Genomic DNA, 21,305 nt, shown 5'->3' on the forward strand with positions numbered 1-21,305 from the left:
CGCGGTGGTGGCGGCTGAATATTCGTCCATCGCCACGCCCGCCGCGGTAAGCAAGGGTTGCCTTTGGCGACCGGGCGTCAGCGTTCTTAGCGCTGGTCAGCGCCGCGGTAGCGGGTAGCTCGCCAGGCTGGCATAACCTTTCTTCGAGACTGACTGCACGCCGAAGACGACGTTGTCCTTGGACACCGGCAGCGTCGAGCGCGTGGCCCGGCCCACGTCCTTGAACTGCTGCCAGGCGGCCGAGTCGGTGTCGCGCCAGACGATGCGGTAGCCGGCCACCTCGGGGTCGTCGCTGGCCTGCCACTCCAGCGTCGAGTCGTTGGTCAGCTCGCGCGCATCCAGCTTCACGCCCTTGGGCGGCGCCGGCGCCCAGGCCAGCGTGGCCAGGCCGGCGAGGTTGGCGCGCGCCACATCGGCCACGTAGGCGAAGTCAACGAACTCGGGCAGGTCACCGAACACGACACCGTTTTCGGTCCTGGGGTTCTGGTGCTGGTGGGCGAAGTTCTCAAAGGGTTCGGAGAAGCGCACCGCCGCATAGCCACGCTCCAGGAAGGGGATGTGGTCACCGCCGCGCAGATAGCGGTCGCGGCGTTGGATGAGCTGGACCGTGAAGCCAGGCATGGCAGCCTCGGCGGCCGCCTTGAGGTGGCGGCCGAGCTGGTGGGTCGGCAGGTCCTCGTTGCCACCGGCCTGCAGCAACGGCAGCAGCTCGGCCTGCATGGCAGCGACGGACCTGACGTCGGCGTCGCTGGCGGGGCGGTTGGCGTTGGCGGCGGTCAGCAGGCGCACCAGCGGGTCGAGGCCGTCGGCAAACAGGCGCAGGCGTTTGGGGTCGGCCTGGCCCGCGTCGCCGCGCGAGCTGCCGACGATGTCGTTGGTGATCATGGCCTCGACATTGGTGCCCGCAGCACGTGCCTCGCGTGCCCATTGCGCGGCGCCCAGCAGCCCCTGCTCCTCACCCGGCACTGCCATGAAGACGAGGGTCGCGTCGAACTGGCGCCCAGCCATCACGCAGGCGAGCTCCATGACCGCAGCCGTGCCGGAGGCGTCGTCGTTGGCGCCGGGCGCCTCGCCCAGGGAATCCATGACGTCGCTGTTGCGCGAGTCGTAGTGGCCGCTGACGACGAGGACGCGGCTCTTGGATGCACCGCGGCCCGGCAGCGTGGCGACGACATTCACCAGCTCGGTCGCCTGCGGCACGCGGTTGCCGGCCGGTTCGATGAAGCTCTGCTCCTCCACCTGCAGCCGCCCGCCGGCGAGCCTGGAGCAGTTGGATAGCTCCGCCGTGATCCAGCGGCGCGCGGCACCGATGCCGCGGGTGTCGGAGGCGATGTCGGACAGCGTATGGCGCGTGCCAAAGGCCACCAGCCGGCGGATACGCGACTCGATGCGGGCCGGGCTGACTTCGGCCAGCATGGCCTTCAGCTCGTCGGCCGGCGCAGACTGGGCCTGGGCCGTGGCGGCGAGCAGGGGGAAGAGTATGAGGGCGGTCAATCGGGCTTGCATGCAAACGATTCTGCCCTTGCCGGGTTGGCCGCGTTCTTCTACTCTGCCAACGCCACTGAGGAGATTCCGATGAGCGAGACGAGCCTGGATTCGCGAGTGAGCACCATCCGAACGGTCGCGCTGGTGGGGCCGGCGGCGGCCGGCAAGACGCTGTTGCTGGACGCATTGCTGGCCCATGCCGGCGCCATCCCGCAGGCCGGCAGCATCGAGCGCGGCAGCACGGTGAGCGACCATGACCCGTTGGAGCGGCGCCTGGGCCATTCGCTGCAATCCAGCCTCGCCCACTTCACCCATGGCGGCATCCGCGTGCACGCCATCGACACGCCTGGTGCGCCGGACTTCGTCGGCCAGGCCCTGCCGGCGCTGGAGGCGGCGGACACCGCCATCGTCGTCATCAACGCCCAGAACGGCATCGAGCTGATGGCCCAGCGCTTGCTGGCTGCCGCCGCTGAGCGCGGGCTGACACGCCTCATCGTCGTCAACAAGATCGACTGTCCCGACACCGACCTGCCCGGGCTGCTCGCCCAGATCCGCGAGGTGTTTGGCAAGGAGTGCCTGCCACTGAACTTGCCGGCCAGCGGCGCCAAGCGCGTCGCCGACTGTTTCTTCGCGGCGTCCGGGGACGCCGATTTTTCGTCCGTGGCCGAAGCGCACCGGGCCCTGGTCGAGCAGGTCGTCGAGGTCGATGCGGCATTCGTGGACCGCTACCTGACCGACGGCGACGTCGACCCGCGCGAGCTGCATGCGCCGCTGGAGCAGGCGTTGCGCGAAGGGCATCTGATCCCGGTCTGCTTCTGCTCAGCCAAGACCGGCGCCGGCATTGGCGAACTGCTGTCGGCGATCGAAGCCTTGATGCCGAACCCGGCCGAGGGCAACCCGCCCCCTTTTCTGGAAGGCAAGGGCACGGAGCCCACGCCCTACCCCGCCCGGCCCGACCCAGCCGGCCATGTGCTGGCCCATATCTTCAAGATCGTCGCCGACCCCTACCTCGGCAAGATGGGCGTCATGCGCGTGCATCAGGGCCGCGTCGCCAAGGGCGGCCTGCTCTTCGTCGGCCATGCGCGCAAGCCCATCCGCGTCGCACACCTCTTCATGTTGCAGGGCGCCAAGCATGTCGACATTGACGAGGCTTTGCCGGGTGACCTCTGCGCCATTGCCAAGGTGGACGACCTGACGTTTGACGCCGTGCTGCATGACGCGCAAGAGGACGAGCACATCTACCTGAAGCCGCTGGACTTCCCCACCCCGGTGCACGGCCTGGCCATCAGCCCCGCGCGCCGCGGCGATGAGCAGAAGCTCTGGGAGGTGCTGGCCCGGCTGGTGGAGGAAGACCCCTGCCTGCGCATCGAACAGGCCGGTGAAACGCACCAGACGCTGGTCTACGGCCTGGGTGAACTGCATCTGCGCCTTCTGCTGGAGCGACTGCGCGAGCTCTACAAGAGCGAAGTCCTCACCGAGCCGCCGCGCATCGCCTACCGCGAGACGATCTCGGCGCCGGCCGAAGGCCACTACCGCCACAAGAAGCAGAGCGGCGGCGCGGGCCAGTTCGGCGAGGTCTATCTGCGCGTCGAGCCGCTGGAGCGCGGCGCCGGCTTCGAGTTCGTCGACGCGGTGAAGGGTGGCACCATTCCGGGCCAGTTCATGCCGGCCGTCGAGAAAGGCGTGCGCTCGGCGTTGGCCAGCGGCGTCATTGCCGGCTATCCGCTGGTGGACCTGCGCGTGGTCGTCTATGACGGCAAGCACCATTCGGTGGACAGCAAGGAAATCGCCTTCGTCACCGCCGGCCGCCGCGCGCTGATCGAGGCCGTGCGCGAGGCCCGGCCGCTGATCCTGGAGCCGATCGTGCAGGTCGAGATCACCGCGCCCGAGCACGGTATCGGCGACATCACCGGCGACCTCGCCTCACGCCGCGGCCAGGTCAATGGCACGCGTGCGGCGGTGCCGGGCAGCCTCATCGTGCAGGGCCTGGCGCCGCTGGCCGAACTGGCCAGCTACCAGACGCGGCTGAACGCCATCACCGCGGGCGAAGGGCGCTACACGCTGCTGCTGTCGCACTACGAGGCCGTGCCGCCGAACACGCAGGCCGCCCTCGTCGGCGCCTACAAGACGCACGACGAAGGGGACTGAGCTTCAGTGCTTGGCCTTGGCGGTGGTCTTCCTGGCCGGCTTGGCCTTGGCGTCCACCTCGGTCTCCGTGTGCATGACGCACAGCCATTCGCCGTCCTTGCGCAGCCAGACGGACGAGTCGGCCATCTCCTGCTCCTTCTCCTCCGACTTGCCGCGAGGCGCGATGGCCTGCTTGACTCGATAGGTCAGCACGGCGGTGTCGTCGTTCGGGTGCATGACCTGCATGTCGCTGAACTCGAACGACCTGATGACCATCGGGCCTTCTTCCGCCATGTGCCTGTACTGCTTGCGATCGAACTGCATGGCGCCGTGTGAACTCACCATCAGCGCCGGCTCGTCCAGCAGCGCCACTGCGGTGTCGGTGTCTTCGTCCACCATCGACTGCCAGAACTTCTTCTCCAGCGCGATGAGAGTGCTGTCTGCGGTGTGCATGCCAATCTCCTTTGACGGCCTAAAACCTCAATATGGGTGCAGCCTGGCGGGCCTTCAGTAGGAGTTGCCGGCTCAGCTGGGTCGGAACCGTCCTACGGCCCGGGGTGGCGCAGAAGTGAAGGTGAAGATCCATTTATCATTGCGGCCCATGCCCAGCGCCCCCCGCGACGTCGCGCAGATCCGATTGGACAACGCGATGCGGCTGTTCGAAGAGTTCGTCAGCGCCACCGTCAAGAATGCCGATGCCGCCACCCTGCGTGGCCTGGAAAGGCGTTTCGCCGAGAGGCTGCAGATCCAGCCCAGCTACTGGAGCCAGATCAAGGGCCGCTCGCGCCAGATCGGCGAGCGCCTGGCGCGGCAGTTCGAGCAGCTCTGTCACAAGGCGCCGGGTTGGATGGACATCGAGCACGGTGCAATGGCCACTGCCGAGGCACCGGCCATGCCCGCTGTAGCAGCGCCTGCGGCAAGCGACTCGCCCAGCATGCCCCGAGACGACGACGAGCGCTTCATCATCGGGCTGGTGCTGACCTACTACCGCCGCCACCCACAGCGTGCCCGCACGCGGCTGCTGGATCTGCTCGGCGAGGTGCTGACGCCCTCGACCACACCGGCACCCGTGCCGGTGAAGGCGGCCGCGCCCAGTCCGCAGGCCGAGCTCGACGAGTGGCGCAAGCTGCAGGCGCGCGTCGCGCCGCTGAAGGCCAAGAAGCGCTGATCCTTCCGCGCATCCATCACTGGACGGCCGGTACTACTCACGTTAGGGGTGTTGGATAAAAACCGCTTGCGCAAGAGCAACGTTTGTTTATCATTTGCGCAAGTTGTGGCGTGTTGCAGTTCTCCCGTCACAGCGAGGTCGCACACCCAAGCCCTCTGACCGCCCGGCCCGCTTGCCTCGAGCGCAAGCCCCGGGCCCCAACTCATCCATGCAAACGCAGGCGCCACCCCGGGCCGAGCCGCCGCATTGCCCGCCGCCCACGTGCGGCCCCAACCGGAGCACGCCATGCCCCAATTCACCTCCCCGCGTCCCCTGCAGATCAAAGCGCTCAAACCGCGCAATCCGCTGGTGGCACCGGCCATGCAACGCCAGGCCGGCGCCCACCGAAGCGCGCACGACGCCCATGCCCAGCGCCAGCAAGCCCGCCTCGAATTGCGACGCCTGCTGCGCGACCGCTTCCCCGACGACAGCCCCTGACCACAGCGCGCCGCCTGCCCCTCAGCCATGACCGATCCATGTCATGAGGGCCGGCCCGGCGCCAAGGAGACCCTCATGAGATTGATCGAGTTGAGCGGCCCCGATGCCGCCGAAACCCACGCCGCCTGGGCCCGCCGCTGGACCCGCGTCAAGCGCGCGGCCCGCGCCATCCGGTTGGTGTTCTCGCCGGCCTACCGCCGGCGCCGTGCCCGCAACCATCTGGAGTTCTACGCCGAAGCCGGCGCGCCTGAAGGCGCGCTCTACGTCGATGGCCAGCTGACCGCCCGGCTGGAAGGCGTGCGCAGGCTGTAGGAAAGTCGCCCCTCGTTTGCTCTTGCTCCGGCTGAACGCCGGCAAGTGCGAACGGTCCCCCGAGGGGACGGCGATGCTTGCCGTCTTGACCGGCAAGCACATCGCCAGCCGGGCCGGCTTGGGAACTGGAGTCGGACACAAGCAGTCCCTGCGGACTGCTTGTGCCTACGACAGGCCATGGGCCTCTGGCCCATGGCAGCCCGGCGCTCGCCCCGAGATAGGGGTGCCGTCAAAGCTGAAATGGTTGGCAAAACGGGGCCGCCTCCGACGAGCAGGCGGCCCCGCCCAGGCCTAGCATCGGCCCCATGTCCGACCGCCTCTGCCTGACCGCGCCACTCCACAGCCTGGAGTCCTGGGTGGACGCCTTTGCGCGGGCCGAGATCCCCGTACTGGCCGAGACGGCCGAGTCGCTTGAGCACATGCGCGCGACCGAGGACGACGTCGACGCCCACGGCCTGGGAGAAATGATCGCCACCGACCCGCTGATGACGCTGAAGGTGCTGGCCCATGCCAGTGAGCGGCGGCGCGGCAGCACTTCCGGGCTCAGGGCCGACGCCGAAACAGTGACCGCTGCCATCGTGCTGATGGGCATCACCCCCTTTTTCCGCGACTTCGGTCCGCAGCCGACGCTCGAACTGGTGCTGGCTGACAACGACGAGGCCCTGCTCGGGCTGTCACGTGTCATGCAGCGCGCCGAACGTGCCTCGCGCTTCGCGCTGGGCTTTGCGGCCCATCGGGCCGACCCCGATGCCGCCGTCATCCACAGCGCCGCCTTGCTGCACGACTTCGCCGAGATGCTGCTGTGGGTACATGCGCCCGTGCTGGCGCTGAAGATCGCCGCCTTGCAGGACGCCGACCGGCATCTGCGCAGCACGGCTGCCCAGCGCCAGGTGCTGGGTATTGAACTGGCCGAACTGGAGCAGGCCCTGATGCGACGCTGGCATCTGCCGGACTTGCTCGCGCGCATCACCAGCGAGAAAGACGGCCGCAACCCGCAGGTGCGCTGCGTGCACCTGGCTGTGCGGCTGGCGCGGCACACGGCGCGGGGCTGGGATGACGCGGGCGTGCCGGACGATCTGCACGACATCGCCGAACTGCTCAACCTCAGCGAAGCGCACGCCCTCAAGCTGCTTCACGAATTCGACTGACGCCAACGCCGGGCTATTCCCTTCTCCCCTGGAAGTTCGGCCGCCGCACATTCCCGGCCATCAGGCCGCGCAGCCTCGTGCGACCGCGCGACAGCCGCGACATCACGGTGCCAACGGGAATGCCGAGGGCCGCGGCGATCTCGGCATAGGCCATGCCGTTGACGGCCAGCAGCAGCAGCACCTCGCGCTGCTCCACCGGCAAGGTCGCCAGGGCCTTGTGCAGGTCGCGCAGAGCCAGGCGTTCGGACTGCGCAGCAGCGACGGGGATGTCCAGCACCTGCCTGTCGAGGTCCACCACATCCAGCCGGCCACGGCGCAAAGCGTCGACGTGCAGGTTGTGCATGATGCTGAACAGCCAGCCGCGCATGTCGCCCACGCCCTGCCAGAGCCCGGCGCGCGACCAGGCGCGCTCCAGCGTGTCCTGCACGAGATCATCAGCGTCCTCGCGGTTGCGCCGCAGCGACCGCGCATAGCGGTGCAGCCGGGGCAGCCAGCCCAGCACCAGGCCGACGTCGGGCAGCGACGCGCCAGGGCGGGAACGGTACCGGTCGACCGTGGTCATGGCCGGTGAATGCCACCGGCCGGCGCACAGGTTCAAACCGGTACAGCGGTCGTGTTCTTCAGCCGTTCCAGCACGAAGCTGGTCTTGCAGTCCTGCACGCTGGGGTGCATCAGCAGCGTGTCGCTGATGAAGCGGGCGTAGTGCTGCATGTCCTGCACCAGCACGCGCAGCAGATAGTCCATTTCGCCCGTCAGCGCCGCGCACTCGACCACCTCGGGCCAGGTCTGCACCGCAGCGCGGAAGAGGTCGCGCGGATTGCGCAGCGGGTTGTCGGTCTGCTTCTCCAGCCTGACATTGATATAGGCCGTCAGGCCCAGGCCGATGCGCGCCGGCGCCACCAGCGCGACATAGCCGGCGATCACACCGGCCTCCTCCAGGCGACGCACGCGGCGCAGCACGGCGGAAGACGACAGCCCAGCCTCGCCGGCCAGCGTGTCATAGGTGAGGCGGCCATCCTGCTGCAGCGCCCGCAGGATGCGGCGGTCAATGGCGTCGAGCTCGATGGCGGCTTCCATGGCCGTGATTTTGCAGGTTTCCTGCGCCGATGGCCGAGTCCGCGCCGAAGAATGCATGAAACCTGCGCGAACCGCGCCGCAGAATTTTCGTTTTCAAGCATCACGCCGCTGGAGACTTTCATGGCCAAGTTCACCCCCTGGGACAACCCGATGGGCACCGATGGTTTCGAGTTCATCGAGTTCGCCGCGCCCGATCCGGCGGGCCTGGGCAAGCTGTTCGAGACCATGGGTTTCAAGGCCGTCGCCAAGCACCGCCACAAGAGCGTGACGCTGTACCGCCAGGGTGGCGTCAACTTCATCATCAACGCCGAGAGCGATTCCTTCGCGCAGCGCTTCGCGCGCCTGCATGGCCCATCCATCTGCGCCATCGCCTTGCGCGTGCAGGACGCCGGCCATGCCTACAAACGCGCGCTGGAGCTGGGCGCCTGGGGCTTCGACAACAAGGCCGGCCCGATGGAGCTGAACATCCCCGCCATCAAGGGCATCGGCGACTCGCTGATCTATTTCGTCGACCGCTGGCAAGGCAAGGGCGGTGCGGGCGCCGGTGCCATCGGCAATATCTCGATCTATGACGTGGACTTCGTGCCGCTGCTGGACGCCAACGACCAGCCGGTCGACCCCAACCCGGTGGGCCACGGCCTGACAGAGATCGACCACCTGACGCACAACGTCTTCCGCGGCCGCATGAAGGAATGGTCGGAGTTCTACGAGCGCTTCTTCAACTTCCGCGAGGTGCGCTACTTCGACATCGAGGGCAAGCTGACCGGCCTGAAGAGCAAGGCCATGACCAGCCCCTGCGGCAAGATCCGCATCCCGATCAATGAAAGCTCGGACGACAAGAGCCAGATCGCCGAGTACCTGGACCTGTACCACGGCGAGGGCATCCAGCACGTGGCGCTGGGCACGACCGACATCTACGGCACGGTCGAGGGCATGAAGAGCACCGGCGTGCAGTTCCAGGACACCATCGAGACCTATTTCGACCTCATCGACAAGCGCCTGCCGGGCCACGGCGAGAACGTGGACGAACTGCGCCGCCTGCGCATCCTCATCGACGGCGCCACCCACCTGGGCGTGGACAACGAGCTGTTGCTGCAGATCTTCACCAAGGAAGTCATCGGTCCGATCTTCTTCGAGCTGATCCAGCGCAAGGGCAACGAGGGTTTCGGCGAAGGCAACTTCAAGGCCTTGTTCGAGAGCATCGAACTGGATCAGATCCGCCGCGGTGTGCTGAAGGACGAGCCCGCCAAGGCCGTCTGAAGACACTGCCAGGCCTCCTCCGAATGGACGAGGCCCATGTGGCCGACACCATCGAGCCGGTGCGCCCGCGCGCCGGCCAGGATCGCCCGCTCCGCCGGATTGACGATCTGGTCACAGGGCGTCCAGAAGCAGTCAACGTCAGGCAGACCCGGCAGCGCCGCCAGCCAGGCATTGCCCAGGCGCATCTGCTGCGTGTTGACGCCCAGACCGAGCGCCGCCATGCGCGTGCCCTGGTGGGGTGAACCCAGCGTGATGACGTGCGGCGCCTCATGCCCCGCGCCGAAGCGGCGCCACCAGGCCCGCAGCGCCAGGCCGCCCATGCTGTGGGCGCAAAGAATGGGCATACGGCCAGTCAGTGCCTTCAACCGCTGCACGCCGGCTTCGATCTCCTCCGCATAGACATCGATGCTGCCGAAAGCCGGCTCCAGCGAAGGCGCGACGAAAGCGACTCCTTGCTCGCGCAGGCGCTCCATCCAGCCGTTCCAGCGACCACGATTGCAGGAAAAACCGTGCACCAGCAACACGCTCTGCCCGGCGCCCGCCGGCAGATGATCCGCTTCGGCCCATTCGCGCCAGGGCTGGCGCCATGAGAAGGCCAACTCGCTGGCGACGACCTCCTGGGCCCAGGCGCGAAGCAGTTGCCCCCAGGCCGGTGYGGGCCGGTTCACCCAGCGCAATTGCAGGAAGCCCCCCGCCAGAATGAGCGCATGCAGGCCCAGCGTCAGCAGCCCCCAGCCCCAGCCGAAGCGCCAGCCCACGGCCAGCGCCAGGGCCAGCCGCAGCAACACCCAGATCCTTTGCAGTCGTCCGTTCATCGCCCGAGTGTAGGAAGGCAGAATTCCGCCGACCCATGGATGAACTGAGTGCCGAATCCCTGCTGAAGGAACTGCGCGCCGTCGACGCGGAACGCGCCCGCCGTGCTGCCGACCCCGAGCTCGAGGCCCGCGTCCAGAGCGTGAAGGCCTTCCAGCAGCGCCGATTTGCGGCCACCTATGCCGATCTGCTCGCCAACCCACGCTATGAGGCGGCCACGCGCTTCTTCCTGCACGAGCTTTACGGTCCCGACGATTACCGCCAGCGTGATGCGCAGTTCGCCCGCGTCATCCCGACGCTGACCCGCCTCTTTCCCGCCGAGGTCGTCGACACGGTCGCCAAGCTCGCGCAGCTGCACGCCCTGTCCGAACGCCTGGATACGCGCATGGCCGAGCACCTGCTGTCAGCCGATATCAAGCCCGACGAATACGCCATTGCCTGGCGCGCCTGCGGCGACCCGGTATCGCGGCAGCGGCAGATCGAGCTGACGATGGCGGTGGGCGAGTCGCTGGACAAGCTGACCCGCAAGCCGCTGCTGCGCCAGACGCTGCGGCTGATGCGCGGCCCCGCGCAGATGGCGGGCCTGGGCGCGCTGCAGAGCTTTCTCGAAAGCGGCTTTGACACTTTCCGCGCGATGCGGGGCGCGGGCGAGTTCCTGTCCACTGTGCGACACCGTGAGGACACACTCGCACGCGCATTGTTTCGCGGTGACGCGTCCGCGTTAGGGCAACTCCCCTAGCTTGATGTAACACGGCGTCCCAACATCGAAGGCTTCACGCCAAGCACGTCAGAAGGCCCTCGATGACCGCCGTCCTTGCCGAAGTCACCGAAGTGACATCCCGCGCCAAGCCCTGGCTGGCCAGCTACCCAGCCGGCGTGCCGGCGCAGATCGACACCCGCATCTACGGCTCGCTGGTCGACCTGCTCAACGAGGCCTTCCGCAAGCACGCCTCGCGCGACGCTGCGATCTGCATGGGCCAGCGCATGCGCTTCTCGGAGATCGACCAGCTCTCCATGCAGCTCGGCGCCTGGCTGCAGGCCCAGGGGCTCAAGCAGGGCGACCGCGTCGCGATCATGATGCCCAACCTGCTGCAGTACGGCGTGGCCATCGCGGCCATCCTGCGCGCGGGCTTCGTCGTCGTGAACGTGAACCCGCTGTACACGCCGCGCGAGCTGGAGCATCAGCTCAAGGACTCGGGCGCGCGCGCCATCGTCGTGCTGGAGAACTTCGCGCACACGCTGTCCGAGGTCATCGACGCGACCGACGTGAAGCATGTCGTGCTGGCGTCCATGGGGGACCTGCTGAACTGGTGGAAGGGCCCGCTGATCAACTTTGCCGTGCGCCACCTGAAGAAGATGGTGCCGGAGTTCCGCCTGCAGCTCATGTCAAAAGAGGGCGACGGCCGCACCGTCGTGCGCTTCAACGAGGCGCTGGCCCATGGCGAGCGCCTGCACCTGAAGAAGCCTGAACTTGGCCCCGACGACGTCGCCTTCCTGCAGTACACCGGTGGCACGACCGGCGTGTCCAAGGGCGCGACGCTGCTGCATCGCAACATCGTCGCCAACATCCTGCAGGTCGAGGCCTGGTTCCAGCCCATGCTGGCCCGGCTGCCCGACCAGAACATGCAGTTCACCAACGTCTGTGCGCTGCCGCTTTATCACATCTTCGCGCTGACGGCCTGCTTCATGCTCGGTGCGCGCATGGGCCACCTCAACATCCTGGTGCCCAATCCGCGCGACATCCCCGGCTTCATCGAGACGCTGCGGGGCCACAAGATCCACATCTTCCCGGCCGTCAACACGCTGTTCAACGCGCTGGCTGCCGAGCCGGGCTTCTCGCGGCTGGACTTCTCCGAGCTCGTCATCTCCAACGGCGGCGGCATGGCCGTGCAGCAGGCCACGGCCGAGAAATGGCTCAAGGTCACCGGCTGCCCGGTCGTCGAGGGCTACGGCCTGTCCGAGACATCCCCCGCCGCGACCATCAATCCGCTGGACCAGCGCGCCTTCAACGGCAGCATCGGCCTGCCTATCTCGTCCACCGAGATCGCCATCCGCGACGACGACGGCCGCGACCTTCCGATCGGCGAACGCGGCGAGATCTGCATCCGCGGTCCGCAGGTCATGGCCGGCTACTGGAAGCGCCCGGACGAGACCGCCAACGTCATGTGCGTTGACGGCTACTTCAAGACGGGCGACATCGGCATCATGGACGAGCGCGGCTATGTGCGCATCGTCGACCGCAAGAAGGACATGATCCTGGTCAGCGGCTTCAACGTCTACCCGACCGAGATCGAGCAGGTCGTCAACATGCACCCGGGCGTGCTGGAGTGCGCCGCGGTGGGCGTGCCGGACGCCAAGTCGGGCGAGGCGGTCAAGCTCTTCGTCGTCAAGAGCGACCCGGCGCTGGCCGAGGAAGACCTGGTCAGCTACTGCACGGCACAGATGACGGCCTACAAGCGGCCCCGGTTCATCGAGTTCCGCGACGAACTGCCCAAGAGCAACGTCGGCAAGATCCTGCGCAGAGAACTCCGCACCAACACTGCCTAAGTCTTATTAGGCCGCGCTCGCTGCCAAGGCCAGAGGCCTTGTCCTTCGCCAGGCACAAACAGTCCTCAGGACTGTTTGTGTCCGGGCTCAGCCTCGGGGGTGGGCTAGAACGGGTTGTTCTTGGCGCGCGTGAGCGCCAAAGTGCCGATGCGCTGCTGCGCGCTCGGGCCGAGCAGGGTGTCGCCGGCCCACAGCCATTGCGTGGGGTTGGCGTCGGTCACCAGCGTGTCCGTCGTGCAGTCCTGAGGCGCGACCTCGGTGCGGCAGGCCGCGTTCGTCACATCGGCGTAGCCGAAGGCGGCCGGGAAGCGCGCGATCTGCTGGATCGTCTCGTCAACGAGCACGAGGCCGACCAGGCGGCCGTCGTTGAGCAGGTTCAGACGCATGGTCGTATTGAAGGCCGAGCTCAGGTCGTTCAGGAAGATGGCGCGGTCGATGTCGGTCTGCTGCTGTCTTTCCTTTTGACCGTAGGGCGTCAGGCCGACGTCGAAGATGGTGGCCACCAGCACACGGCCGTTGGCATTGGCGATGCGGTTGACCTGGTCGGCCAGCAGCTTGCCGCGCGCCTTGGCCTCGTTGATCAACGAGTCACGGCTCTGGGCCGGGAACTGGCGATACAGCTCGAGGATGTCGTTGACGCCGACCATGATGGACACGATGTCCTTGGGGCCGAAGCGGTCGTTGGACAGATGCAGGTCGATCTTGTCGCGCACATCGGCAACCTTGTTGCCCAGTGCCGCGTACATGATGCCCTGGGGCAGCGCGACGAAGTCGGTGTTGCACTGCGGGTAGACGAAGCCAAAGCCGCCGGCCAGGATCTGGCTCCAGACCGGGCTGAGCTTGCAGTCCACCTGCTTGGTGTCGGGATTCAGGCCGTTGATCGTGTACTTCTTGCCGCTTTGCAGAATGGTGCCCATCTCGTCGCCGAAGGCGATGACGCGGGTCGGCGCAAACGGGTCGATCTGCTGGGAGCTGCCACCGCCGCAGCCGGCGATCAGCGCGGCCGCTGCCACCATGGCCAAAGCCAGGCCGCGCTTCAATTTCTGGGAGACAACACGTTGCATGACGATCAACTCAGGAACAAGAACTCAATCGGAAAAGGCGGCCGCGGCCCGGCTGAGCCGGTCGCGCACGCCATCCCAGGCAGGGTCGTGGGGCGGTGCCTCGACCCAGATTTCGCGCGCGCCGGCCGCGTCCAGAAGGCGCAGCACCGCGAACAATTCGTGGGCCGCTGCCGCCGGGTCGGCCGGCATGGCCTGCCAGCGCCAAGCCGGCAGCTGGGCGCGTGAATATACCGCCACCCCCTCCAAGCCCCCGCTGGCGGCCGTTGTGGCCAAACGTAAAGCCAGCGCCTGGGCATCCAGCAGGCGCACGCGGGCGCTCGGCGCGTAGTGCGCAGCCAAGGTGCCCGAGGCCTTGGGCGCCGTGGCATCCGGCTCCACGAGCGGCTGGCCCAGGGCGGCCTCGATGCGGCCACGGCTGATCAGCCCCGGGCGCAGCAGGGCCGGATGCTCGCGGCTGCAGTCGACGATGCTGGACTCGATGCCCACCTCGCAGGCACCGCCGTCCAGCACCATCAGCTCGGGGCCGAATTCCTCGACGACATGGCGAGCCAGCGTCGGGCTGACGCGACCAAACCGGTTGGCGCTCGGCGCGGCCAAGCCCTCGACGCCCAGCGCGCGCGCTGCGGCCAGCACGGCGCGGGCGACCGGGTGGGCGGGTGAGCGCAGCGCCACGGTGGCGTGGCCACCGGCCGCAGCCTCGGCCATGCCGGCCTTGCGCGGCACGATGACGGTCAGCGGGCCGGGCCAGAAGGCATCCATCAGCCGGCGTGCGGCGACGGGCAGATGGTCGGCAAAGGGTTCGGCGCCGGCGGCGTCCAGCACATGGACGATCAGCGGGTGGTCGCTGGGCCGGCCCTTGGCGGCAAAGATCCTGGCAACGGCCTCGTCCTGGTCGGCGCGCGCGGCCAGGCCATAGACGGTCTCGGTCGGCAGGCCGAGCAATTCGCCGTCGGCCAGGCGGCGCGCGGCGGCCTGGACGGCTTCGGGATCGTTGCCGGGCAGAAGCAACATCAGAAGTCGGTGGGCAGGCCCAGGATGGCGGCAGCCTCCACGGCGACCGCATGAGCCGCCACAGGCGTGTCAGCCGTGATGTTCAGATGGCCCATCTTGCGGCCATGGCGGGCGTCGGCCTTGCCGTAGAGGTGCAAATGCGTGCCCGGCAGGGCCAGCACGCGGTCCCAGGCCGGGGGCGTGGGGCCGCCGTCGTCGTTGAACCAGAGGTCGCCGAGCAGGTTCAGCATGACGCTGGCCGAATGCTGGCGCGGCGCCGGCAATGGCAGGCCGGCCAGCGCCCTCACCTGCAGCTCGAACTGCGACACATCGGCGCCGTTCATCGTCCAGTGGCCGGAGTTGTGCGGCCGCGGCGCCATCTCATTGACGACCAGGCGGCCATCTTGCAACCAGAAGAACTCGATGCACAGCACGCCGACATAGTTCAGCGCGTCCGCGACCTGGCGGGCGGCGGCTACTGCCAGCCTGTCGACCTCGACCGGCACATCCGGCGCCGGCACCTCGGTGACGGCCAGGATGCCGCCGCGGTGCAGGTTCTGCTGCACCGGGAAGTTGACGATCTGCCCGTCCGCGCCGCGCGCCACCAGCACGCTCAGCTCGGCCTTCAACGGCAGCAACTGTTCAAGCACGCAAGGGACGCGCTTGAGCCCTTCCCAGGCCTGGGCCAGCTCGGCGGTGGTGGCCACGCGAACCTGACCCTTGCCGTCATAGCCCATACGGCTGGTCTTCAGGATGCCTGGCAGCAGGGCCGGGTCGACGGCCGCGAGTTCGATCTCATTGGTGATGACGGCATGCGGCGCGCAGGGCACGCCGGCCGCTTCGAAATGCGCCTTCTCGATGGCGCGGTCCTGGCAGACGGCGACCGACGCCGCGGCGGGCGCCACGACACGCATGCCGGCGAGCGTCTCCAGCGCAAGGGCCGGCACGTTCTCGAACTCGGTCGTGATCGCGTCGCAGTCGCGCGCCAGCTGGGCCAGGCCGAAGGAATCCAGGTAGTCGGCCTTGATGTGCTTCTCGGCCACGGCGCCCGCCGGGCTGACGGCATCAGGGTCGAGCACGATGCAACGGTAGCCCAGGGCCTGGGCGGCATGCACGAACATGCGACCGAGCTGGCCGCCGCCCAAGACGCCCAGCGTCGCTTGCCGCGACTCGCCAAGCGTCGCCGCACCAGGGAGAAGGGCTGTCAACGCAGTTCCTCGCTCATCGCGCGGGCGATTTCGGTCTGTTTCGTGCGGAAGTCATTCAGCTTGTCCAGCAGGGCCGCATCACGCGTCGCCAGCATCGCCACCGCAAACAGCGCCGCATTGGCCGCGCCGGCATTGCCGATGGCAAAGGTCGCAACCGGGATGCCCTTGGGCATCTGCACGATGGAATGCAGGGAGTCAACGCCCTGCAGGTGCCGGCTGGCGACAGGCACGCCCAGCACCGGCACCGTCGTCTTGGCGGCCAGCATGCCCGGCAGATGAGCCGCACCGCCAGCACCGGCGATGATCGCCTTGAGCCCGCGGCCTGCCGCCGCTTCGGCATAGGCAAACATCTCATCGGGCATGCGATGGGCCGACACGACCCTCGCCTCGAAGCCGACACCGAACTCGGTCAGAATCTCGGCCGCTTGCTTCATCGTCTCCCAGTCGCTGCTGGAGCCCATGACGATGCCGATGACGGCATCCGGGTTCTGGGGGGCTGGGGTGGACAAGGTCGCGCTCCGGAAGGCTCAGAAAAGCCTTGAATTGTAGGTGGCGCGTCCGCAACTACCCTCAGCCATGATCGACATCAACCTCCAGAACTTCGAAGCCGAACTCATCGTCGCGTCCCAGAACCAGCCCGTGCTGCTGGACATCTGGGCGCCCTGGTGCGGCCCCTGCAAGACCCTGGGTCCCGTCCTGGAGAAGCTGGAAACCGCCTACGCTGGCCGTTTCACGCTGGCCAAGCTGAACAGCGACGAGGTGCCCGAGATCGCCACCCAGCTCAGCCAGATGTTCGGCGTGCGCTCCATCCCCTTCTGCGTGATGTTCTCTGGCGGCCAGCCGGTGGACGGCTTTGTCGGCGCCCTGCCCGAGGCGCAGATCCGCGAGTTCCTGGACAAGCACGTGCCGGCCGGCGAGGAACTCGAAGCCGAGGCCGACCTGGCCGATGCCCAGGATCTGATGGCCGACGGCGACCTGGAAGCCGCGCTGACCAAGCTGGCCCATGCCGTGCAGACCGACCCGGCCAATGACGCTGCCCGCTTCGATTACGTGAAGGCGCTGCTGGAACTCGGCCTGCTCAACGACGCGCGCGCTGCCTTCGCCCCGGTGGCGGCCAAGGCCGCCGACACCCTGGTGCCCTCGCCGCGCCTGGCGGCACTGGCCACCTGGCTCAGCGCCTTCGAAGCCGCCACGGGCGCCGACCCGGCGGCGCTGCAGGGATCAATCGCCGCCAACAAGCGCGATTTCGACGCCCGCTTCACGCTGGCCCAGTTGCACCTGGCCAACCAGCGCTTCACCGAGGCCATGGACGAGCTGCTGGAAATCATCATGCGCGACAAGGCCTGGAACGGCGAGGCCGCGCGCAAAACCTACGTGGCCATCCTCGAGCTGCTGACCAAGCCGGCTCCCAAGCACGCCGCCGAGGCCAAAAGTGGCACGCTGGAACTCTCCGGCAAGGCCGCCGTCGTGCCCAGCGACCCGCTCATCGACAGCTATCGGCGCAAGCTGTCGATGGCGCTGTTCTGATCAGGCCCGCCTGACAGCCGCACGGCCCGGAATACTCAGGGCACGCCGCTGTTGCCGCGATTGCTGCGGATGTCGCGCAGCCTCACGCATTCCGGGTCGTTGTGATAGATCGGCTTTTCGCACTGCCGGTCGATGCACCAGGCGCGCGCGAACAGCACCCGGCCGCCGCAGGCCTCGTTGGCGGTGCGCGGCTCGGTGGACGGCGCAGGGGCCGCCGATGCCGGGGCCGCCTTGCTCGACGGGGCGGCCGGGCTGGAGGCCGCCGGCTCGGGCGCCGCGAAGACGGGGCTGCGCGGCACCGGGCGGAAGTCGCCGGCCTTCTCGGTCACGATGGGCTTGGGCGCCGTGTCGCGACGCGAAGGCGCCGAGGCGGGCAGTGCCACCGGGCGGGTGTTCACGCCAGTCGCAGCCGACGCGGGCGCAGGCTTGACGGGCACAGGCACCGGCGTGAGCGCGGGTGCAGGCTGTGAAGCTGGCGCGCTGGCCACCGGAGCCTGGGGTTCGGGTTGGGCCTGTTGCACGGGCGCCGGAGCCGGTGCGGCCACGGATGCGGCGGGTTCGGCCAGTGTCACCTCGGGCTTGGCCTGGTTGCCGCGCAACTGCATGACAAAAAGGCCAAGCAGCAGCAAGGCGCCCACGCCGCCGCCGATCATGGCTGGCATCTGCCAGGAGGGCGGCTTCGCGGCCGCGGCCTGCTGCGATGGTTTCGCGGCACGCGGCGGCGGCGCGGGTGGGGACGGAGGAGGAGGAGGCAGCGGCGCAGACTTGCGCAGCGGCACGACAACGGTCTGCCCGTCGTCCTCGTCCAGCGGCGGGCCTTGCACCGTGTCGGCGAATTCGAGATCCAGCGGCTCCGAGGGTGCCGGCGGTGGCGGTGCAGTCGGCACCCGGGGCTGAGCGAGCTGGGGACGCGGCACGGCCGAACGGCCGTCCAGCACCTCGCGCCAGGCGGCGACCGTCTGGGGGCGCTGATGGGGGGCGACACGCAGCGCCCAGTCCATGCCGGCGAGGAAGGCCGGTGAATAGCCGGGCACCTCCAGCGGCAGGAGTTCGTCGCCCATCGCGCGGGCCGTCGCCGGCGGCGGTGGCCGGCCGGTCAGCAGCTCATGCATGGCGGCGGCCAGTGCATAGAAGTCGGTCCAGGCCCCCTGACGCAGTGTCGTCGCCTCGGCGTACTGCTCGATGGGCGCGAAGCTGGGCTTGAGGATGGCGGTGAAGACCTGCGTGCGGTCGCTGATCGCCTGGCGGGCGGCGCCGAAGTCCAGCAGGATGGGCGGGCTGCCGTCGGAGGGCAGGAAGATGTTGTCGGGCGCGACGTCACGGTGCCAGACGTTCTGGGCGTGCAGGGTTTCCAGCCCACCCAGCACGGCGTCGAAGATGCGCTTGACCCAGGCCTCGGGTGGCGGCGTCGGTCGGGCCTTGCGCGCCTCGCGAAGGTTCTGGCCGACCAGGCGCGGCATGGCCATGTAGGCGGTGCCGTTGGCCTCCCAGAAACGGTAGACCTTGAGCAGGGAGGGGTGGTCGAAGCGCGCCAGCAGCTTGGCCTCGTTGACGAAGCTGCGTCGACCGAGCTCGAAGGTCTCCTTCATGGAGACCGAACGCACCGACACCTGGGACTGCCCGTCGCGCAGTGCGAACTGGCTGGGCATGTACTCCTTGATCGCGATCTCGCGCTCGAGCGAGTGGTCGCGTGCGAGGTAGACGATGCCGAAGCCGCCCACGCCCAGGGTACCGATGATCTCCAGCTCACCAAAGCGGGTGCCAACGGGCAGGGCGTTGATGGCGTCGTCGTCGCGGGAGTCGGCGGTCACTGATGCACCCTTCGCGCTGCGCGCTGTCCCGCCGAGCGGGAATGAGCCCCTTCGGGCGGCCGTGCGTTGCTCATAGGCCGGCGAGGGTAACGCAGCCAGGCCGTGCCGACTCTCCGGAAAAAGCCGGTCAGCGTGGCGGAGTGCCCAGCCCGGCGCTACTCAAGCGCTCGGCCCAGAGGCGGCGCTGGGCGGCGTCCTGGCCCCAGGCGGCCTGGGCGGCGTCGCCGTGGCGGGCTGCCAGCCCATCCTCATGCAAGCGGGCGTAGACCTGGGCCAGGCGGGCGTGCAGGGCCGCGCATTCGTCGAGGTCGCAATGGGCCGCATCCTCGGCCAGCACCTCGACGGCAGCTTGATCGGCCAGGGCCCTGGCGCGTTGGACCTCGCCGTTGTTGGCCCAGCACCAGGCCAGGTCGGCCAGCAGGCTGCCGCCGGTACGGGCCAGGCCAGCCGCCACCGCCTCGGGCAGGTTGGCCTCCAGCAAGGCAGCGGCAGTGGCGTAGTCACCCTGCACGGTCAGCAGTTGGGCGCGCAGCAGCGGGGTCAGGTTGGCGCGGGCCGAACCGCCCACGGCATCGTCGAAATGGCCGATGGAGTCCACCCCCAGCAGCACGGCCGGCGCCTCGCCAGGCTCGCCGGCCAGGGCAGCGTGGCGGATGCGCAGGGCGCGCATCTGCATCTGGTTGTAGAGCAAGGCAGCCAGGCCGGCGTCGTCACCGTCGGCGCTGGCGGCGCGGCGGCCCCAGGCATACCAGGACGACGCGGCGGCTTCGTCCCGAGCCCCCATCGCGAGGTCCCAGGCCATGCCCAGCGCAGAAGCGACGCGACAGGCTGCGGGGTTGTCCGCGGGGGCGGCCAGCACGGCGGCGGCATGGGCGACGAGACGGTCGATATCGCGGTCGACAAAGGCCATTTGCGCCAGCCAGGCGTCGCACAGGGTCTGCAGCGCCGCCAGGTTGGCCGCCTTGGCCATGACGTGGGCGCGCCGCACGCGTTCACGGGCGCCACCGCCGAAGGCGCTGAAATAAGCCGTCAGCCCTTCGGCCAGATGCAGCCAGGCGGCCAGCTCGATGCGCGGATGCACGAGGGCGCGCGCCTGCAGGCGGTTCAGCTCCTCGCGGGCCTCGACCTCGCGGCCATGGCGCAGCCACAGGATGGCACGCTGGACCTGCAGCACGGCGGCACGCGCCGGCATGGAGGCGACGGCGGCAATCTCGCCGTCAAGCCGCTGTGCCAGCCGGCTGCGAAGCTTGACCGGGCCGGCTGCACTCATTGGTGCACCCTTCGGCCTGCGGCCTTGCCTGTCCGGCAGCGCGGCCAGGCGTTCGCCAGGCGGGAGCGAGCTTGCTTGGGACGGCCCGGCGCGGCGCTCATGCCGTCAGCCGCTGCAGCGCTTCTTCGTACTTCTGCACCGTCTTGGCGATCACCTCGGCCGGCAGGGCCGGCGCGGGAGCCTTCTTGCCCCAGGGCTGGCCGTCGATGCGCACGGCCTCCAGCCAGTCGCGCACGAACTGCTTGTCGTAGCTGGGCGGGTTGCTGCCCGGCGCATAGCTCTCGACCGGCCAGTAGCGTGAGGAGTCGGGCGTCAGCACCTCGTCCATCAGCGTCAGCGTGCCCTCGGCATCCAGGCCGAACTCGAACTTGGTGTCGGCAATGATGATGCCCTTGGTCAGCGCGAAATCGGCGGCGCGCTGGTAGAGCTGGATGGAGATGTCGCGCACGCGGGCGGCGAGGTCGGCGCCGATGATTTCAGCCGCCTGCTCGAACGAGATGTTCTCGTCGTGATCGCCCATCTCGGCCTTGGTGGCCGGCGTGAAGATGGGGGCGGGCAGCTTGTCGGCATTGCGCAGGCCCGCCGGCAGCTTGACGCCGCAGACGCTGCCGCTGGCCTGGTACTCGGCCCAGCCGCTGCCGGCCAGGTAGCCGCGCACGACGGCTTCGATGGGCAGGGGCTTGAGCCGCTTGACCAGCATGGTGCGGTCCTTGAGCTGCTCGCGCTCCTCGGCCGACACCACGGACAGCGGGTCTTGGCCGGTCAGATGGTTGGGAACGATGCCCTGCAGCTTGTCGAACCAGAACAGCGCCATGCGGGTCAAGAGCGCCCCTTTGCCCGGAATCGGCTCGCCCATGATGACGTCGAAGGCCGACAGGCGGTCGCTGGCGACCATCAGGATGCGGTCGTCGCCGACGGCGTAGTTCTCGCGCACCTTGCCGCGGCCAAGCAGCGGCAGGGAGGTCAGGCTGGATTCGTACAAGGCTTGGGGCATGGCGGCGAGCGGAAGGGCAACGCCGCG

Annotated in this window: 21 protein-coding genes; 9 read left to right on the forward strand and 12 right to left on the reverse strand. The window is 68.5% G+C overall.

All coding sequences use genetic code 11. From position 1 onward, the window contains the following. Nucleotides 1-96: 96 nt before the first annotated feature. A complete protein-coding gene (locus ACXJKM_RS11720) occupies nt 97-1,506 on the reverse strand; it encodes a M28 family metallopeptidase (protein ID WP_457352494.1) in 1,410 nt (469 codons plus the stop codon). Nucleotides 1,507-1,569: 63 nt separating this feature from the next. On the opposite strand from ACXJKM_RS11720, the gene fusA reads away from it, so the two are divergent. Next, nucleotides 1,570-3,633, forward strand: a complete 2,064-nt coding sequence (gene fusA, locus ACXJKM_RS11725) for an elongation factor G (protein ID WP_457352644.1) — start codon at nt 1,570-1,572, stop codon at nt 3,631-3,633. Nucleotides 3,634-3,636: 3 nt separating this feature from the next. Here the strand turns inward: fusA and ACXJKM_RS11730 are convergent, their stop codons facing one another. Then, nucleotides 3,637-4,065 (reverse strand): nuclear transport factor 2 family protein, encoded by a 429-nt coding sequence (locus ACXJKM_RS11730; protein ID WP_457352496.1) that lies wholly within the window; start codon nt 4,063-4,065, stop codon nt 3,637-3,639. 148 nt (nt 4,066-4,213) lie between these two features. Between ACXJKM_RS11730 and ACXJKM_RS11735 the strand changes: the two genes are divergently transcribed. The 4 genes from ACXJKM_RS11735 to ACXJKM_RS11750 all read left to right on the forward strand — a co-directional run bounded on the left by ACXJKM_RS11735 (nt 4,214) and on the right by ACXJKM_RS11750 (nt 6,717). Continuing rightward, nucleotides 4,214-4,780: a hypothetical protein gene (locus tag ACXJKM_RS11735; RefSeq protein WP_457321659.1), complete on the forward strand. Its 567-nt coding sequence runs from the start codon at nt 4,214-4,216 to the stop codon at nt 4,778-4,780. Between the two features lie 285 nt (nt 4,781-5,065). Next, a complete protein-coding gene (locus tag ACXJKM_RS11740) occupies nt 5,066-5,257 on the forward strand; it encodes a hypothetical protein (protein ID WP_157256283.1) in 192 nt (63 codons plus the stop codon). A gap of 75 nt (nt 5,258-5,332) precedes the next feature. Then, complete coding sequence (locus ACXJKM_RS11745; protein ID WP_157282183.1) at nt 5,333-5,569, forward strand: hypothetical protein; 237 nt, start codon at nt 5,333-5,335, stop codon at nt 5,567-5,569. A gap of 305 nt (nt 5,570-5,874) precedes the next feature. Then, nucleotides 5,875-6,717: an HDOD domain-containing protein gene (locus ACXJKM_RS11750; protein WP_457352498.1), complete on the forward strand. Its 843-nt coding sequence runs from the start codon at nt 5,875-5,877 to the stop codon at nt 6,715-6,717. Between the two features lie 13 nt (nt 6,718-6,730). Here the strand turns inward: ACXJKM_RS11750 and ACXJKM_RS11755 are convergent, their stop codons facing one another. Beyond that, nucleotides 6,731-7,279 carry an RNA polymerase sigma factor gene (locus ACXJKM_RS11755; protein ID WP_457321655.1) on the reverse strand — a complete coding sequence of 183 codons (549 nt, stop codon included), beginning with the start codon at nt 7,277-7,279 and terminating at the stop codon, nt 6,731-6,733. 32 nt (nt 7,280-7,311) lie between these two features. Continuing rightward, nucleotides 7,312-7,794 carry an Lrp/AsnC family transcriptional regulator gene (locus ACXJKM_RS11760; protein WP_056205021.1) on the reverse strand — a complete coding sequence of 161 codons (483 nt, stop codon included), beginning with the start codon at nt 7,792-7,794 and terminating at the stop codon, nt 7,312-7,314. A gap of 120 nt (nt 7,795-7,914) precedes the next feature. Between ACXJKM_RS11760 and hppD the strand changes: the two genes are divergently transcribed. Continuing rightward, on the forward strand, nt 7,915-9,054 hold the full coding sequence (gene hppD, locus ACXJKM_RS11765; protein WP_457352500.1) for a 4-hydroxyphenylpyruvate dioxygenase: 1,140 nt from the start codon (nt 7,915-7,917) through the stop codon (nt 9,052-9,054). On the opposite strand, the gene ACXJKM_RS11770 is transcribed toward hppD, so the two are convergent. Next, nucleotides 9,006-9,869, reverse strand: a complete 864-nt coding sequence (locus tag ACXJKM_RS11770) for an esterase/lipase family protein (protein ID WP_457352502.1) — start codon at nt 9,867-9,869, stop codon at nt 9,006-9,008. The two genes, hppD and ACXJKM_RS11770, sit on opposite strands and share 49 nt — an antisense overlap. A gap of 35 nt (nt 9,870-9,904) precedes the next feature. Here ACXJKM_RS11770 and ACXJKM_RS11775 point away from each other — a divergent pair, with 35 nt between their 5' ends. Together ACXJKM_RS11775 and ACXJKM_RS11780 are read left to right on the forward strand one after the other, a co-directional pair. Further along, nucleotides 9,905-10,606, forward strand: a complete 702-nt coding sequence (locus tag ACXJKM_RS11775; RefSeq protein ID WP_457352504.1) for an FFLEELY motif protein — start codon at nt 9,905-9,907, stop codon at nt 10,604-10,606. Between the two features lie 62 nt (nt 10,607-10,668). Continuing rightward, nucleotides 10,669-12,414 carry a long-chain-fatty-acid--CoA ligase gene (locus tag ACXJKM_RS11780; RefSeq protein ID WP_457352506.1) on the forward strand — a complete coding sequence of 582 codons (1,746 nt, stop codon included), beginning with the start codon at nt 10,669-10,671 and terminating at the stop codon, nt 12,412-12,414. Nucleotides 12,415-12,518: 104 nt separating this feature from the next. Here ACXJKM_RS11780 and ACXJKM_RS11785 read toward each other — a convergent pair whose 3' ends face one another. From ACXJKM_RS11785 to purE, 4 genes are read right to left on the reverse strand one after another with little or no spacing between them, the layout of a single operon-like run. Further along, complete coding sequence (locus ACXJKM_RS11785) at nt 12,519-13,478, reverse strand: SGNH/GDSL hydrolase family protein (RefSeq protein WP_157282187.1); 960 nt, start codon at nt 13,476-13,478, stop codon at nt 12,519-12,521. 24 nt (nt 13,479-13,502) lie between these two features. Further along, nucleotides 13,503-14,489 (reverse strand): L-threonylcarbamoyladenylate synthase, encoded by a 987-nt coding sequence (locus ACXJKM_RS11790; protein WP_457352508.1) that lies wholly within the window; start codon nt 14,487-14,489, stop codon nt 13,503-13,505. Beyond that, nucleotides 14,489-15,676, reverse strand: coding sequence for a 5-(carboxyamino)imidazole ribonucleotide synthase (locus tag ACXJKM_RS11795; protein ID WP_457352510.1), 1,188 nt, complete (start codon nt 15,674-15,676; stop codon nt 14,489-14,491). Before ACXJKM_RS11795 ends, ACXJKM_RS11790 begins: the two co-directional genes overlap by 1 nt. After that, nucleotides 15,673-16,137 (reverse strand): 5-(carboxyamino)imidazole ribonucleotide mutase, encoded by a 465-nt coding sequence (gene purE, locus ACXJKM_RS11800; protein WP_056205300.1) that lies wholly within the window; start codon nt 16,135-16,137, stop codon nt 15,673-15,675. Before purE ends, ACXJKM_RS11795 begins: the two co-directional genes overlap by 4 nt. Nucleotides 16,138-16,252: 115 nt before the next feature. On the opposite strand from purE, the gene ACXJKM_RS11805 reads away from it, so the two are divergent. Then, the gene (locus tag ACXJKM_RS11805; protein WP_457322917.1) at nt 16,253-17,203 is read left to right on the forward strand and encodes a tetratricopeptide repeat protein; all 951 of its coding nucleotides are present in this window, start codon (nt 16,253-16,255) and stop codon (nt 17,201-17,203) included. A gap of 35 nt (nt 17,204-17,238) precedes the next feature. Here the strand turns inward: ACXJKM_RS11805 and ACXJKM_RS11810 are convergent, their stop codons facing one another. The 3 genes from ACXJKM_RS11810 to ACXJKM_RS11820 form a co-directional block, all read right to left on the reverse strand. After that, the gene (locus ACXJKM_RS11810; RefSeq protein WP_457352512.1) at nt 17,239-19,014 is read right to left on the reverse strand and encodes a serine/threonine protein kinase; all 1,776 of its coding nucleotides are present in this window, start codon (nt 19,012-19,014) and stop codon (nt 17,239-17,241) included. Between the two features lie 127 nt (nt 19,015-19,141). Further along, on the reverse strand, nt 19,142-20,284 hold the full coding sequence (locus tag ACXJKM_RS11815) for a hypothetical protein (RefSeq protein ID WP_457352514.1): 1,143 nt from the start codon (nt 20,282-20,284) through the stop codon (nt 19,142-19,144). A 97-nt stretch (nt 20,285-20,381) separates the two neighbouring features. Then, nucleotides 20,382-21,278, reverse strand: a complete 897-nt coding sequence (locus tag ACXJKM_RS11820) for a phosphoribosylaminoimidazolesuccinocarboxamide synthase (RefSeq protein WP_457352516.1) — start codon at nt 21,276-21,278, stop codon at nt 20,382-20,384. Nucleotides 21,279-21,305 lie beyond the last annotated feature (27 nt).

This window comes from Roseateles sp. P5_D6, from assembly GCF_054049415.1.